We start from the raw sequence: 14,682 nt of genomic DNA on the forward strand, positions 1-14,682 counted from the left end.
GAATTCCAAACATCCTTGCAAGGATCCTCTCGTGGAGCCGTATAGGCCGAGTGCCCCTGAGGTATGAGGGCCGTCGATCCCCTCGGGGTGGCCTTCAAATGTCACCCCTTCCGGGTTTCCGGGCTCACCTTGTGGTGCGGGTTTCCACGCAGGAGGGGATGTCATGCACCGGCTGCCATGGGGAAGGGGCGTCCTGCAAGCGGCGACGGGTCGGGGCCCGGGGGCGTTCGGGTTCGCCTGCCTGGCGGCGGGGCTCATCCTGGGCCCCTGCTACCTGACCGCGACGTTGGAACCCGAGAGGACGGATCAGGCCTCGTCGGTCGATCCCAGCGGAGGTCGGTCGATCCTCCGGGCGGAGTTGCTCGAATGCTGGGCGTCCGAGGAGTGCGACGGACTCGCCCGGGCCGTCGAGGAGACCCCGGGGCCGCCGACGGTGGAGATGGTGCGCCGGCTGATGGAAGACCACGGCTGCACGGGGCTCCGTTACGTCCTGCGCGTCCGATGGCTGCTGAGCGACGGCGGCTTCGACGAGATCACCTACGTCCGTCGGCCGTATCAGGAGCCGTGGTGTTTCCAAGAGTTCCTCAAATTCCTGCGCCAGAGGATCGAGACGGCGAAGGGCAGCCACGGCGACGTCCCTCTCCGCGTCGTCGACCTGGCGTCCATCCCGGAGGACCACGCCTCGGACTCGATCCTGGAACGGCTGCTGACTCCGACCGCGAAGGATGAGCCGGCCCGTCGTCTTCCGGGCGACGGCGAGTCGGCCCCCGTCGTCGGCGCCGGCCGGTTCAAGCCGGTGCCGGCGCCGCGCCGGCCGTCGCCGGCCAACCATTGACATTTGTAGGATAACGGCGATAGTAGAACGACGGCCGTCTCTTACAAGTGTCCCTTTGATATCCTCTCTCGTCGTCTCGTCCCCGTGGAACTCCGCGTAAGGGGGTTGTCATGAGTCGGAGCGGCAGGGTTCGACTAATCTTCGGCGTCCTCGGCCGCCGGTTGGGTGCGGCCGGTTTCGCTTGCCTGACGGCGTCGCTGCTGCTGGCGCCGTCCTTAGTCACCTCGAAATGGCAACCCGGCGCGATGGGTGAAGGAGGTCGGGAGCCGACGTCCGACAGCCGCTCCGTCGTCGGGGTGGAGGTCGTGGACGCCCGGTGCTCGGACGACTTCGGGGACCTGGCGGCGTTCGTCGCCGGCTGCCCGACGCCGCCGACCTGGGATGCCGTGCGGAGCCTCCTCGAAGCCCGCGCCGCGCGGGACGTCTGGTTTTCCTACCGGCTCCGCTGGCGGTTGGACGACGGCCAACCCGCGGAGGTGACCTACGTCCGCCAGCCTTATCACAGCAACCCTCACTTCCAGGAGTTCCTGCAGCTGGTGCGAAGCGACGTGGGACGTGGGCCGGCCGACGACGCGTCGCCGCTCCCGCCCCCGGGCCTCGAACTCCAGCCTCCCCTCCTGGACGTCGTCCGGGAGCACCTCGCGAAGGACCAGACGCGGCCGGAATGACCGAGGCCCCGCCTCGAACCTCGGCTCGCCGCGAGGCGTTCGTCTCGATTCCGTTTTCATCCTTGACATGGCTCGGAGTCGGTGGATATAAGGGCGGACAGAGACCAAGACAATTTGTCTTGGGAATAACCGTCGCCCCGAAACGAAGACCATCGTAGAGGTCCGCGCCGGCCTCCGGCGTCGGCCGATGGGAGAAGGAACGCCCCGGGGCTTCGGGTTGCGAGACGAGCTCGCTGCGCGTCGTCGCCTTCCATCGACCGTTCGAATCGCGGCATATCCGCGCGGGGGCCCCTATGCGCCGAGACGGGATGATCCGCTTCATGTCCGACCTTTTGCGGCGTTGGCTGGCGTCCTCCGGCTTCGCCTGCCTGTCGGCCTGCCTTGTCCTGGCCCCGATCTTCCTGGCCTGGCAGTGGCGTTCGGGGACGATCGGGGCGGCTTTCCAGGAGCCCGCGGCCTCGGCCCGCACCGCCGTCGGGGCGGAAGTCCTGGAAACGCGGTCGTCCGACGATCTCCCGGACGTAGCCCGCATCGTCGCGAGCCCGGCCGAGCCGCCGAGCTGGGAATCCGTGCGTCGCCTGCTGGAGGCTCGGGGGGCGACGAACCTCTGGTACTGCGTCCGGGTCCAGTGGCGGATGGACGACGGCGCGATCGAGGAAACGACCTTCGTCCGACATCCGTATCACGACGTGGCCCATTTCCGCGAGTTCCTGAGGCTCGTGCGCGAGGTCGACCCGGAAGCCGGCCCGGGGTGGTCGGCGTCGCTGGGAAAGGTCCGGAACCCGGGCGCCGAGAATCAGGATCCCTTGCCCGACGTCCTCCTCGCGTACTTGCGGAAGGTCCGCCCCTGGGAGCGTTGAGCGGCCGGGCGGTCAGCGCGAGACGGTCGCGGCGTGACGTTTCAGGATGCGCTCGACCTCGACGAAGGTGTACTCGCTGGAGTTGATCGTCGTGTGATACTCGGGCACGAGGGTCTCGCTCTCGGCGCCCTCCTGGCGGGCGCTGGCGATCGGCACGGCGCCGTCGCCGTGGGCGATCGCGACGGGGACGCGGGCGGTGCCGGCGATCGTGTGATGCCGGATTCGGGGGTCGATCGGCAGGCACCGCATCACCTGGTGGATCGGCTCGCGGCGTCGGAGCATGCCGATGCTGTTGGGCAGGTCGTGCATGTAGGGCCGCACCGCGCCCGGGTTGTCGCGGTCGAGCCGCGCGGCGAGGTCGCGAAGGTCCTCGGGACGCCGCGTGAGGCGCTCGTTGAGGACGCCGATCGGCTGCGTCGTCGCCCCCAGGCCGTCGTGAGGGGTCGCCAGGAAGAGGGCCCGTCGGACGATCGGGACCGGTTCGAAGAAGAAGAGGCTCGCCAGAAACGCCCGCTCCGGCTCCGTCGCCGCCAGCGTCTCCAGGGGCCGGGTCGCGACCAGCTCCCAGAGCGCCGGGCCGCTGGAGACGACCTGCAGCTTGAGCATCAGGCCGCCCATGCTGTGGCCGATCAGCACGGTGTTCTGGACGCCGGGATCGGTGCGTGCAGGGTCGAGCGCGGCCTCGAAACGGTGTAGGTCGCGGCGGAACAGGGCCGCCGAATGCAGGAAGGTCAGGCCGGTCGCGTAGCGGTAGCCGGCGATCTGGAAGCGATCCAGAAAACCCGGCCGCGACCGCAGGCCGTTCATCATGTCGGTGAAGGTGTACGGCGTGTCGTACAGGCCGTGGACGAAGACGACGGGGATCTTGCCCGGCTGGAAGGGCTCCAGCAGTCCGAGGAACGCCCGATCGACGTCCTGGCTGGGGTTCACCAGCCCGGCCCAGCCCGACTGGAGCCCCCCCGTGCCCTCTTCCAGGTAAGCGATCGGGGCGTCGAGATCCGCCGCCAGCGGCCGGCGCGCGCCGGCGAGTGCGACGCCGCCGACCCGCAGCGGGTCATAGAACTCCAGCACGTCGCCAGGCCCCCCGCCGCCCCCCAGCCAGGCGTCCAGGTCGGGTCGGAGCACGGCCGTCGCGGGGATGAACATGGGATCGGGGATGACCGCGTCGTCGACCGTCGCATGCGGATTCGGCCGGACGAGGACCTGAGAGGCCCCGACGCCCGAACGGGTGTGATCCCGCGTATTCGAGGGGTTCCGGGGCGCGGCGGCGGGGTCGAGCAGGCGGGTGAATTCCGCCGGCGACCACACGAACCCCTGGTGGACGATCGGCACCTGAATGACGCCGCGCGGGGTCTGGACGACCAGTCGCGACCGTACGTCGATCGCCCCGTGCCGCGTCGCCGCCCGCAGGCAGTCGGCGAGGTTCTCGTTGTAAAGCGCGAGCGCCTTGCGGGCGCGCTTGTCGTCGAGGGCCGGACAGGCCGCCATCGCGGCGTAGGCGAAGACGGCCCCCTCGTAATAGCGATCGATGCACTCGCGCGAGCCGCCGTGCTCGACGAGGATCGCCCGCCTCCGCGCCGAGGCCGCCCGCTGCAGCGCCGCGTCGCGATCCAGGCCGGCCGCCCGGACCATCCCAGGGGCCGCCATCGTCATCGCCGCGCCGCAGAGGAAGCTCCGGCGCGCACACGGAACGCCGGCTCGCCGAGTATCTTGCATGAACCCCTCGCCGGACAATCCATCCACGCGCCGCGCCGGACGGCGCCCAATCCTATGCCCATCGGATCGGCCGTCCGGGTCGTGCGGCTTTCACCGAATCTCCCGAGGGCTGCGATTTCCGCCCGTCCGGTCGCGGCCGCTCGTCACATTACGATGAGCGGCGAGCGCTTGTCGGCGGCCTCGTCCATGAACCCCTGGATCCGGGCGACCAGTTCCTGGGCGTCGGGGGCGACGCCTTCGAGGAGCAGGGTGTTGGACCAGAGTTGCAGGCCGCATTGCTTGATGAAGGCGTCGTGCTCGGCGTTGGCGGTCAGGCGGCCGAGACGGCGGATCAGGGGGGCCTTGGGGTTGATCTCCAGGATCCGCGACATCTCCGGCATCTCCTTGTTGGCCATCTTGAGGATGCGCTGCATCTGCGTGGACAGCGCCCCGTCGGCGTTGACCAGGCAGCAGGGGCTGTCGGTCAGGCGATGCGACTCGCGGACGTCGCGGACGCGGCCGCCGATCGCCTCGCGAAAAAGGTCGAGCACGCGGGCGAAGCCGGGTTCGGCCTTTTCGTCCTCGGGCGTCTCGACCTTCGACTCGGCGTCGCCGGGAGCGTCGGGGAGGTCGAGGTCGTCGGAGTCGATCGAGGTCAGGGGCTTGCCGCCGTACGAGCCGAGGGCGTTCATGACGAACTCGTCGATCGGCTCGACCAGGTAGAGGACCTCGAGCTTGCGCTTGCGGAAGACCTCCAGGTTGGGGTTCTTCTCGATCGCGGCGAGGTCGGGGCCGCCCAGGAAGTAGATCCGCTTCTGGCCCTCGGGCATCCGCCCGACGTAGTCGTCGAGCGCGACGTCGAGCTTGCCGTCGGCCTTGTGGGACGAGGCGAACCGGATCAGCTTCGCCAGCCGGTCGCGCTGGGGGGCGTCGACGATCGCGCCCTCCTTGAGCAGCGTCCCGAACTGGTCGGTGAAGGTCTGGAAGGCGTCGGGCTGATCCTTGGCGAGCTGATCGAGGCGGTCGAAGATCGACTTGAGCAGCGACCCCCGGATCCGCCGGATGACCGAGTTGTCCTGGAGGGTCTCGCGCGAGACGTTGAGCGGCAAATCCTCGGAGTCGACCAGGCCGAAGAGGAACCGGAGGTAGTCCGGCAGCAGCTCGCGGCAGTCGTTCTGCACCAGGACGCGCTTGGCGCAAAGGCTGACGCCGTGCTCCATCCGGGGGAAGCCGTACTTCTCCAGGTTCGACGGCGGGGAGTAGAGGACCGCGTGGAACTGGATCGGCGAATCGACCGAGACGTGCAGGTGCCAGAGCGGCTTCTCGTCGGTGTGGTGGCTCAGGTGCTGGTAGAATCGGTCGTACTGCTCCTCGGTCACCTGCCGCTTGGGCTCGACCCAGATGGGCTTCTGGTCGTTGATCACCTCGTCCCCGGGCGCGAGCTTGATCGGGTGGGGGATGAAGCTGGAATAGCGCCGGACGATCTCCTTGATCCGGTAGGGGATGGCGAAGTCCTTCGCATCCTCCTTGAGATGGAGGATGATCTCGGTGCCCCGGGGCAGGGGGGCCTCGACGGCCTCGACGGTGAACCGGCCGGTCCCCTCGGACTCCCATTCCCAGCCGCGCTCGTCGCGGTAGCTGCGGGAGCGGACCTGGACCTTGTCGGCGATCATGAAGGCCGAGTAGAAGCCGACCCCGAACTGGCCGATCAGCGACAGGTCGGCCTTCGCCTTGGCCTCGGTCGACAGGTTTTTCAGGAACTCGCCCGAGCCGCTGTGCGCGATCGTCCCGAGGTTGGCCACCAGCTCCTCGCGTGTCATGCCGACGCCGGTGTCGCGGATGACCAGGCGTCGCGCGGCCTCGTCGGGCTCGATCGTGATTTCCAACGGCCCGCTGTCGCGCTGCGCACCATCGGTGAGCGCCACGAAGCGCATCTTGTCGAGCGCGTCGGACGCGTTGGAGATCAGCTCGCGGAGGGCGATCTCGCGGCTCTGATACAACGAATGCGAGAGCAGGTGGAGGAGTTGTTTGATCTCCGCCTGGAAGGTGAATTCCTGCCGTTCCTGCGCATGTTCGGCTGTCATGTCGGCGATGACCTCAAGACCGGATCGGGCTTCGGAGTGGAGCGGTCCTCATCCAGCGTACCGTCCTTCGATCGCCTTTAGCAACCAGCGTGCCACCACAGCAGTCGAAGCGTAAACCCCATTCGCTTCAGGAAGTTCGGGGGGAAGCGGCCTCTCTGGGGAAGCTCGCCGGGCTGTCAAGTTCGCGCCCTGGCCGACAATCTGGCACGTCGGCCGGCTTGGATCTCGTGGTCGCCTCACCAGGATCCTGGAAAATTCCGCCAGCCGTCACCCTCACGGAGCCGATGGGAGCCCTGAGCCCGCGCGTCGAAGGGAAGCCGATCGAGGCCGGCCCAAATTACGCAAGCGTTGCGACGCGCGTAAGATATCGAAACAGCCAGGCCGAATTCCACGAAAGCCAGGCCCGGAAACGTGAGTTAACCTGTCTTCATAGGCAGGCATCTTTCATCGACCCTCGGAGCGTCCCAAGTGACAGACGAAACGGTCGACGCCGTCAGTTCCGACCCGTTGAAGTCGGTCGCCGACGCGTTGGATGCGGCGGTCGAGGCGACGAAGGACGGGGTGGCGCAGGCGACTGCCTCGGTCGGTAACGCGCTCCCGGCCGTCGGTGGTTTCCTCACCGGTCTCACCTACAAGACCTGCTACGCGGTCTCGTACGGGGTCGTCTTCCCCGCGGCCCTGGTCGCGCGGGCCGTCCCCAAGGAGAACGCCGCCGTCCACGGGTTCATCGACGGGGCGCGAGCCGCGATGGACCTGGTCGACGAGATGAAGCACAGGTCCCAGACGGGCGGCTGACGCGCCGGCGACCCTCTCCGCCGGCCCACCGCGACGATGCGACGCAGCGTCAGGCGCCCCGGTCTCCGCATCGGGCGAAGGATCGAGCCCCCCGCGCCGCGGCGGAAGGGGCGGGAGTTCAGTTCGGCTCCGCGAGCGGAGCGGCCTCGGGCCGATCGACGAGTTTTTCGGATCGCCACGTTAGCTCAGGGGGAAGACCATGCCCTTCTCGCGCTCGAACCTGCTGACGTTCGGGGCCGGGCTCGTCGCCGGCGCGGCGGGCTACGCGACGTATCCGAAGTGGAAGCACAAGGTTGCTCCGCTGGTCTCCGCCGTCGTGGCCGGGGCCTCCGCCGCCTTCCAGGACGCCCAGGCCGCGGCCGCCGAGGTCGCCCCGGACGCGGACGCGAACGCCCACGCGGCCCACGAGGCGACGCGAGGTCCCTGGGGAGCGACCGACCGGAACGGGTCCGGCGTGACGACCCCGTCGACCCTCTGACGCGATCCGAAGCGGACCGGGCCGGCGTCGCGTTCTCGTCGATCCGGGCGTGTCCTACCTTCGATGTGACGCTTGAATCCGCCTTTCGTCGGGTCATCCGAGGCCACCACCGATGAGCAGCCTTGATCTCGCCATCTCCTTTCCGGCCCGGGGCGTCATCCGACTCTCCAGCCTCGCCCTCTTCGGCGAAGCCGACGGCGCGACCTGCCGACGCTTCCTCGAACGGGTCTTCCAGGCGGAGGAGATCTCCGAGGTTACGATCACGACGGGCGACGCGCCCTCGGCGGAACTCCGCTTCTGCCCGAAGACCTGGACGCTGCAGGCCGTCGCCAATCGGGTGGCCTCGCTCCTGAGGCACTCCTCCGACACCAACGGTCAGGCACCGCCGAACGGTCATGCCGCGGCCAACGGCCACGCCGCAGCGAACGGGCACGGCTCGACCAACGGCCATGCCGCGAAGAACGGGCACGCTTCCACGAACGGGCACGCCCCGCACGCGGCCCAGGACAAGCCGGCCCGTTCCTCGAAGCCGTCGCTGTCGGTGACGCGGGGCCGCACGGGAGCCGTCCGCTATGCGCGGCCTGCGGCGGTCGCCTCGGGCTGGCAGGTGAAGCTCGACCGGCCCGGCCGGCTGCACCTGAAGAACCCGGTCCTCTACCGCAAGAACGACCTCTGCCAGGCGATCGAGCGGGAGCTGATGAGCGTCCTCGGGGTCGAGAAGTACAAGACCGGCTCGATCACCTGCAAGGTCCAGGTGGACTACGACCCGCGGCAGTTGACGCGGGACCAGGTCGTCGAGATCCTCGACGCCGCGCTGGCGGGGGCCGAGCACCCGACGAAGCTCGACAAGCTCGACCTCCACCTGCCGATCTGCACGGCGTCGCTCCCCCTGGCGGCGGTCGCGCAGTTCGCCTTCCCGCCGCTGCTGCCCGTGGCGGCGGCCGCGTTCGCCTACACGTCGATCCCGACGTTCAAGGAGGCGCGGCAGGTTTTGTTCGTCGAGAAGCGGCTCGGGGTCGACGTCCTGGACGCGATCGTGGTCGTCGGCTGCCTCGGGACGATGTCGATCTTCCCGGGCGCGGTGCTCTGCTGGTGCCTCGGCTTCGGCCGCGTGCTGGTCAAGAAGACGCAGGACGATTCCAAGAAGCTGCTGCTCAACGCCTTCGGCAAGCAGCCGCGCTACGTCTGGTTGTACCGCGACGGGATCGAGGTCCAGGTCTCGCTCGACAAGCTTCAGAAGGGCGACCTGATCGTCGTCAACACGGGCGAGGTGGTGCCGGTCGACGGCCACGTCGTCGAGGGCATGGCGATGATCGACCAGCACGCCCTGACCGGCGAGTCGACGCCGGCCGAGAAGGGCGTGGGCGACCGCGTCTTCGCCTCCACCGTGATGGTGGCCGGCAAGGTGTTCGTCTCGGTCGAGACCTCGGGGAGCGACACGGCCTCGGCCAAGATCAGCCAGATCCTCAACGACACGGCCGGCTTCAAGCTCGCCTCGCAGCACAAGGGCGAGGTGATGGCCGACCGGGCCGTGATCCCGACCCTCGCCATCGGCGCGGTCGGGATGGCCGCGATGGGCCCGGCCGGCGCGGTGGCCGTCCTCAACAGCGACTTCGGCACGGGCATCCGGATGGCCGCGCCGCTGGCGATGCTCAGCTCGCTGGCCCTGTGCGCCAACAAGGGCATCCTGGTGAAGGACGGCCGGGCGCTCGAGCTCATGAACGAGGTCGACACCGTCCTGTTCGACAAGACCGGGACCCTGACCCGCGAGCGGCCCGAGGTCGGCCGGGTGATCGCGGGCGAGGGCTTCGACCCCGACCAGATCCTGGGGTACGCCGCGGCCGCCGAGCGGAAGTTCCACCACCCCATCGCCCTGGCGATCCTTCACAAGGCGAAGGAGCTGGGGCTGGACCTGCCGGCGACCGACGACACCCAGTACAAGGTCGGCTACGGCATCACGGTGCACATCGACGGCCGCACCGTCCGGGTCGGCAGCAAGCGATTCATGGAGATGGAGGGGATCGACCTGCCGCCCGAGATCCGCGAGGCCCTGGACGAGGCGCATCGCGAGGGCTACACGATGGTCATGGTCGGCGTCGACGAGCAGCTCGGCGGCGCGATCGAGTTGCAGGCGGCGGTGCGGCCGGAGGTCAAGGAGATCATCGCGGGCCTCCGCAAGCGGGGGATCAAGCACATCGCGATCATTTCGGGCGACCACGAGGCGCCGACGAAGAAGCTGGCCGAGTCGCTCGGCATGGACCGCTACTTCGCCCAGGTGCTGCCGGCCGACAAGGCGGACTACGTCGAGAAACTTCAGAAGGAAGGCTGCAAGGTCTGCTTCGTGGGCGACGGGATCAACGACTCGATCGCCCTGAAGAAGGCGAACGTCTCGATCTCGCTGCGGGGCGCGTCGTCGATCGCCACCGACACGGCCCACATCGTGTTCCTCGAAGAAGGGCTGGCCAAGCTCTGCGAATTGCGAGACATCGCCCGCGAGCTGGACCGCAACGTCAAGCGAAGCTGGTCGATGATCCTGGCCCCGAACATCGCCTGCATCGCCGGCGTGTTCACCATGGGCTTCGGCATCATGGCCTCGGTCGCCACCAACAACGTCGCCGCGCTGGCCGCCCTGGCCAACGGCATGCTCCCGCTCCGCAAGGTCGCACAGATCGAGGCCGAACGGCGTCACCGGCTGGAGATGACTCAAAGCTATGCGATGGAAAGAAACCCTGTACACGCGCCCGCTCCGAAGGCCGATCGACGGGGCGACGCGCGAGGCGATCGACGCCGAGTTCTCGCGGCGTCGGCATGAGATCCCGGTGCCGACCGAGCTGCAATGGAACCCGGACCGGTCGCAGTTCACCATCCGGGCGCAATGGCTCTCGTTCATCGTCCGGTTCACCGCCGGGGTGATGCAGGTCGACGCCGAGCTTTCGCTGGCCGCCAAGGCCATGGCGACCCAGACGCACCGCCGCGACGCCGTCCGCTTCATCGACTCGATCGCCACCGACCTGGGCCTCTGATCCGGATCCCCCGCGGAGGGCCTTCGCCATGTCGGACGAGCATCAGCACGAAGCGGAAGGCCCGCGGCCGTCCCTTCGGACGCGGTCGACGGCCGCGTCGATCGCCCCCGAGTGCAAGCGGTTCGACATCTTCCTGATCGACACCGGCTGGAACGGACCGGTTTCGAAGCTCGTGCGGGCGCACCTGCCCATCCTGTACGAGTTCCAGAAGCAGGACACCCTCTACCTGCTCACGCCGGAACAATCGATCGAAGTCCTGCGGCGCGAGCCGCTGCTGATCGGCCGCGACCCGACCATCCTGGTGTACGACCTGATGGCGGCGAAGGGGGCCGACGCCGGCAATTATCGGGGCTTCCGCATCCATCTCGGCCGGTTCCGCAACGGCGAGCAGGCCCTGGCCCGGCTCCAGGAGTTCCTGCGATTCATCAACATGCACCGCACGGCCGAGCGCCTGGACGTCCAGGTCCGCCGCGAACTGCATCGCGAGGGCTTCTCGGGATCGGTGAAGTTGATACGCAACCTCTCCGAGGCGACAATCGAACTGATTTGAACACCTCGTCGCGGGAACGGAGGACGGATCGTCATGAATGAGGAAATCCCCCTGGTGCCCGCGATCGTGGGGCTCCTGCTGGTCGCCTATCTCGGCTCCGAGATCAACCGGCAGCGGGGCCGGCTCCGCGAGGTCTTCAACGTCTTCGACAAGTGCGACAGCAAGATCGCCGCGGTCCTCGAAGACATGGTGCACCGCGGCGACCTCAAGCCGTACGCTCCCGGTTGATCCCGGCTCGACCCCAGCGAGAAGCTCGTCCGGATCGCGACCTCGATTACGGAAACGGAATCAAGTCCTGGACCCCACCCACGCCGCCCCACGATCCGAGTCGAACGCCCCCCGGGCCGCCTGGTCCGACGGGGCCGTGGTGGTGCGCGACCCGCGCATCTTCGGCCCGGGCGCGGATGCGCATCTGCGTCGGTTCCTGGAGCGCGCCTTCCGCCTCGAATCGGTCGTTTCGATCTCGGTGGATCGGGGCGAAGGCCGGGCCGTGGTCCGGCCCGCGCGCGAGACGACCGACCACGATCGGTTCCTGAAAAGCCTGTCGGCCGCCCTGAGGGCGGAACATGGACCGGCCCTCGCCCTCCCTCGCGGGGTGCGCGAGTCGGAGTTCACGGTCCATCGGCATGGCCTCCTGTTGTCGACGTGTCAGGTCACGATCGATCGGCCGGGATGGCTGCGGTTCCGCCACCCGGCCCTGCGCCGCGATCGCGTGCTGGCGCGTGAGTTCGAGAAGTACGTCGCGTCCTCGCCCGGCGTCGTCAGGACGGCCCTCGACGCCCGGGTCGGGGCGTTGACGGTCCGCTACCGGCCCGCGGAAGTCGCCGCGTCCCGCCTGATCCGCCTGGCCGAAGAGGCCCTCGACTCCCCCGCCTGGTGGGACCGCACCGTCCCGGCGCCGTCGCGGACGTCGTTCACACTGGCGAACACGAACCTGGTCCTGGGGGCGGCGGTCGACCTGGCGGTCTCGGCCCTCGCGCCCGTGAGCGCGCTGATGCTGGTCGGGGGCAACCTGCGGACGTTCGGGCTCGCCTGGCGGCAGGTCCGGGAGCGGAACATCGGCCTGCCCGTCCTGTACACGGCGATCGTCGGGGGGACGCTGGTGAGCGGCCAGTTCCTGGCCTCGGCCCTGATGTCCTGGTCGTTCAAGTTCTGGAACGACCGGCTGCGTCAGGACCTCTCGGCGGAGCGCAGGCGGTCCCTGAGCGAGACCCTGCCCCTGCCGCGGCTGGCCCGGCTGGCCGTCGGCGACGGCGAGGTGCTCTCGCCGCCCGAGCGGCTGCGGGCGGGCGACCAGGTGCTCGTCGGGCCGGGGGAACTCGTGCCGACCGACGGCCGCGTGATCCAGGGTTCCGGGGTCGTCGACGAGCAGGCGCTGCGGGGGCTGGCGGGGGCGTCCCGGATCAGGCGAGGGGACGTCTTGCTGGCGGGCTCGCGGGTCCTGCACGGATCGCTCCGCCTGGAGGTCGCGGGGGGGGCGGATCGGACGAGGGCCTCGCAGATCGGCCGGGCCCTGCTGGCCGCGACGAGCCACGACGCCGGCGCGTCGTCGCCGACCCGGAAGACCGAGGCGTTCGCCGAGCGCGCCGTCGCGCCGACGTTCGCCATGGCCGGCGTGGGGCTGCTGGCCGGCGACCTGGCGACGGCCGCGGCGATCCTCAGGCCCGACTACGCCACGGGCCCCGGGGTCGCCCTGCCGCTGGAGACGGTCCGCGACGCCACGGCCTGCGCGCGGATCGGGGTGATCGTCCGCTCGCCCGACGCCTTCGAGCGCGTCGCCCGGGCCGACGCCGTCGTGATCGACGACTCGCCCGCGCTGCGCGCCCGCGGCCTCGAGGTCGTCGACGTCCAGTCGCGGCTCCCCGAATCGCTCCTGCTCCGCTACGCCGCGAGCGCCTTCCGCCACATGGCCGACGAACGAACCGAGGCCCTGCTGGACGCCTGCCGCACGCGACGCTGCCACGTCCTGGACCTCCCGGCCGCCGCGTTCGACCGGGGGGTGACCGTCGTCCACGACGGCCGGAGCGTGATGGTGCGGGGGCTCGACGAGGGGCCGACGGCCACGGGCCCCCTGGTCGTCGAGATCGACGGCGCCGCGGTCGGCGTGGTGACGTTCGGGCCGTCGCCGCGACCGAAAGCCGCGCGGGCCATCGAACGGCTGCGCGAAAGGCCGGGGGTCGCGGTGGTGCTGCTCTCGGACCGCCCCGAGGCCGAGGTTGGCCGGACGGCGGCGAGCCTCGGGATCTCGACCTTCCTGGGCGGGCGGACGGACGTCGACAAGGCGGCCTTCTTGCGCGACCTGCACGCTCGTGGCGCGCGGACGGCCTTCTTCGGCGACGGCCGGCTCCGCGGCGAGCCGGCCGCGGCGGCGGACGTCGCGGTCTCGACTTCGGGAGAGATCGACCGGGAGGGGGATCCGGCCGAGGTCGTCCTGATGCAACCCCGCCTCGACCTGTTCGCCGACCTCTGCGACATCGCGGGATCTCATGCGGAGCGGGCCCGGACGGCCCAGCGGCTGGTGATCCTGCCGAACGCCCTCTGCGTCGTCGGGGCCCTGTTCTTCGGGGCCACCGCCCTGGCCGTGGTCATCGTCAGCAATCTCAGCACCCTCGGGCTCTACCAGCGATCGTCCGGGGCCCTGCACTCGGCCGCCGGCCGAGAGCGGCCGAGGCGACGGCTCGTCGCGAGCCCGATCGGAACTTGAAGGAGGACGGACGTGGCGACGGCGGAATCCCCGACCCCCTCGGCCCCCGACCCCGGCCCCCCGGCCCCCGCCCGGACCGTCCGGGGCGGCGCCCGCAAGATGGAAGACCTGCCCAAGGAGGTCGGCGTGATGCTCATGTCCGTCGGCGCCCTGGGGTTCGTCCTGCCGGCCCTGGCCGGCGCGCCGGCGATCGTGGCCGGCGGCCTGGTCCTCTGGCCGCGGACGTTCGGCAAGGTCGATCGCTGGGTCCAGCGCCGTTATCCCTGGCTGCACGAGCAGGGGATGCAGCAGATCGGCCGCTACCTCGACGACCTCGAACAACGGTTCCCGGATTCCACCCGGCGCTGAGCCGCCTCGACGATCCCGACTTCCGATCCGAACCGAGATGGAGACGCGAGCGATGGGCGAGGAAGGATCGGGAGCGGCGGCCCTGGGCGGGCCGGGGGCCTGGCCGGCGAGCGACGCCGAGCAGGTCCGGCGTATCGAGTCGATGCCCAGGGAGGTCGGCGTGCTGCTGATGGTCGCGGGCGTCGGCGGCCTCCTCCTCCCCGGCCCGGTCGGTTCCCCATTCCTCATCCTCGGCGGAGTCATCCTCTGGCCCCGGGCCTTCCGGGGGCTGGAAGGATACTTCGGGCGGCGGTTCCCGAAGCTGCACCACCAGAGCATGCGCCAGATCACCCGCTATCTCGACGACCTGGAGAAGCGCTACCCGCTTGAGAAATGACGCCCGCGGCTGACGTCGACGGTCCATCTCTTCCCTTTCCCCGTCCCCCTTGTCTCCCGGAGGCACGCCCTTGAACATCCTCGTCATGACCCTCTTGACCTCGCCGCTGATCGGCAACGCCCTCGGCGTCAGTTTCGCCCTGACGCTCCTCCTGTCGTTGGCGGCGCTCTCGGTCTATGCGGGGCTGTATTACTCGCTGCCGCGGATGCTGATGAAGTGGCTTTCCCGGCGGGCGATCCCGGCCGTCTGAGGGCCGGATGGACCGC

Annotated in this window: 15 protein-coding genes; 13 read left to right on the plus strand and 2 right to left on the minus strand. The window is 69.6% G+C overall.

The genetic code is table 11. From position 1 onward, the window contains the following. The first annotated feature begins 163 nt into the window (after positions 1–163). The 3 genes from PZE19_RS25270 to PZE19_RS25280 all read left to right on the plus strand — a co-directional run bounded on the left by PZE19_RS25270 (position 164) and on the right by PZE19_RS25280 (position 2,363). Entirely contained in the window at positions 164–835 is a 672-nt protein-coding gene (locus tag PZE19_RS25270) for a hypothetical protein (protein ID WP_277863378.1), read from the plus strand. A gap of 245 nt (positions 836–1,080) precedes the next feature. Further along, the gene (locus PZE19_RS25275; RefSeq protein ID WP_277863379.1) at positions 1,081–1,503 is read left to right on the plus strand and encodes a hypothetical protein; all 423 of its coding nucleotides are present in this window, start codon (positions 1,081–1,083) and stop codon (positions 1,501–1,503) included. Between the two features lie 320 nt (positions 1,504–1,823). Continuing rightward, positions 1,824–2,363, plus strand: coding sequence for a hypothetical protein (locus tag PZE19_RS25280; protein ID WP_277863380.1), 540 nt, complete (start codon positions 1,824–1,826; stop codon positions 2,361–2,363). A 12-nt stretch (positions 2,364–2,375) separates the two neighbouring features. On the opposite strand, the gene PZE19_RS25285 is transcribed toward PZE19_RS25280, so the two are convergent. Next, positions 2,376–4,010, minus strand: coding sequence for an esterase/lipase family protein (locus PZE19_RS25285; RefSeq protein ID WP_277863381.1), 1,635 nt, complete (start codon positions 4,008–4,010; stop codon positions 2,376–2,378). 212 nt (positions 4,011–4,222) lie between these two features. Continuing rightward, on the minus strand, positions 4,223–6,142 hold the full coding sequence (gene htpG / locus PZE19_RS25290; protein WP_277863382.1) for a molecular chaperone HtpG: 1,920 nt from the start codon (positions 6,140–6,142) through the stop codon (positions 4,223–4,225). Positions 6,143–6,610: 468 nt separating this feature from the next. Here htpG and PZE19_RS25295 point away from each other — a divergent pair, with 468 nt between their 5' ends. From PZE19_RS25295 to PZE19_RS25340, 10 genes are all read left to right on the plus strand, one after another. Continuing rightward, a complete protein-coding gene (locus tag PZE19_RS25295) occupies positions 6,611–6,937 on the plus strand; it encodes a hypothetical protein (protein ID WP_277863383.1) in 327 nt (108 codons plus the stop codon). A gap of 199 nt (positions 6,938–7,136) precedes the next feature. Then, complete coding sequence (locus tag PZE19_RS25300; RefSeq protein WP_277863384.1) at positions 7,137–7,415, plus strand: hypothetical protein; 279 nt, start codon at positions 7,137–7,139, stop codon at positions 7,413–7,415. A 112-nt stretch (positions 7,416–7,527) separates the two neighbouring features. Next, on the plus strand, positions 7,528–10,227 hold the full coding sequence (locus PZE19_RS25305; RefSeq protein WP_277863385.1) for a heavy metal translocating P-type ATPase: 2,700 nt from the start codon (positions 7,528–7,530) through the stop codon (positions 10,225–10,227). 7 nt (positions 10,228–10,234) lie between these two features. Then, entirely contained in the window at positions 10,235–10,438 is a 204-nt protein-coding gene (locus PZE19_RS25310) for a hypothetical protein (protein ID WP_277863386.1), read from the plus strand. Positions 10,439–10,466: 28 nt separating this feature from the next. Next, complete coding sequence (locus PZE19_RS25315; RefSeq protein ID WP_277863387.1) at positions 10,467–10,988, plus strand: hypothetical protein; 522 nt, start codon at positions 10,467–10,469, stop codon at positions 10,986–10,988. Positions 10,989–11,021: 33 nt separating this feature from the next. Continuing rightward, positions 11,022–11,216: a hypothetical protein gene (locus tag PZE19_RS25320; protein ID WP_277863388.1), complete on the plus strand. Its 195-nt coding sequence runs from the start codon at positions 11,022–11,024 to the stop codon at positions 11,214–11,216. 142 nt (positions 11,217–11,358) lie between these two features. Further along, a complete protein-coding gene (locus tag PZE19_RS25325; RefSeq protein ID WP_277863389.1) occupies positions 11,359–13,692 on the plus strand; it encodes a P-type ATPase actuator domain-containing protein in 2,334 nt (777 codons plus the stop codon). Positions 13,693–13,704: 12 nt separating this feature from the next. Continuing rightward, entirely contained in the window at positions 13,705–14,040 is a 336-nt protein-coding gene (locus PZE19_RS25330; RefSeq protein WP_277863390.1) for a hypothetical protein, read from the plus strand. Positions 14,041–14,092: 52 nt separating this feature from the next. Continuing rightward, positions 14,093–14,416: a hypothetical protein gene (locus PZE19_RS25335; RefSeq protein ID WP_277863391.1), complete on the plus strand. Its 324-nt coding sequence runs from the start codon at positions 14,093–14,095 to the stop codon at positions 14,414–14,416. Positions 14,417–14,486: 70 nt separating this feature from the next. Further along, complete coding sequence (locus PZE19_RS25340; RefSeq protein ID WP_277863392.1) at positions 14,487–14,666, plus strand: hypothetical protein; 180 nt, start codon at positions 14,487–14,489, stop codon at positions 14,664–14,666. Positions 14,667–14,682 lie beyond the last annotated feature (16 nt).

The organism is Paludisphaera mucosa, assembly GCF_029589435.1.
In the GTDB taxonomy this organism is placed as follows: domain Bacteria; phylum Planctomycetota; class Planctomycetia; order Isosphaerales; family Isosphaeraceae; genus Paludisphaera; species Paludisphaera mucosa.

Bases quoted from the DNA above. Each gene is read 5' to 3' on its own strand.
- PZE19_RS25300 (WP_277863384.1), top strand. From the start codon at position 7,137: ATGCCCTTCTCGCGCTCGAACCTGCTGACGTTCGGGGCCGGGCTCGTC.
- htpG (WP_277863382.1), bottom strand. From the start codon at position 6,142: ATGACAGCCGAACATGCGCAGGAACGGCAGGAATTCACCTTCCAGGCG.
- PZE19_RS25320 (WP_277863388.1), top strand. From the start codon at position 11,022: ATGAATGAGGAAATCCCCCTGGTGCCCGCGATCGTGGGGCTCCTGCTG.
- PZE19_RS25335 (WP_277863391.1), top strand. From the start codon at position 14,093: ATGGGCGAGGAAGGATCGGGAGCGGCGGCCCTGGGCGGGCCGGGGGCC.
- PZE19_RS25315 (WP_277863387.1), top strand. From the start codon at position 10,467: ATGTCGGACGAGCATCAGCACGAAGCGGAAGGCCCGCGGCCGTCCCTT.
- PZE19_RS25275 (WP_277863379.1), top strand. From the start codon at position 1,081: ATGGGTGAAGGAGGTCGGGAGCCGACGTCCGACAGCCGCTCCGTCGTC.
- PZE19_RS25280 (WP_277863380.1), top strand. From the start codon at position 1,824: ATGTCCGACCTTTTGCGGCGTTGGCTGGCGTCCTCCGGCTTCGCCTGC.
- PZE19_RS25305 (WP_277863385.1), top strand. From the start codon at position 7,528: ATGAGCAGCCTTGATCTCGCCATCTCCTTTCCGGCCCGGGGCGTCATC.
- PZE19_RS25285 (WP_277863381.1), bottom strand. From the start codon at position 4,010: ATGGCGGCCCCTGGGATGGTCCGGGCGGCCGGCCTGGATCGCGACGCG.
- PZE19_RS25270 (WP_277863378.1), top strand. From the start codon at position 164: ATGCACCGGCTGCCATGGGGAAGGGGCGTCCTGCAAGCGGCGACGGGT.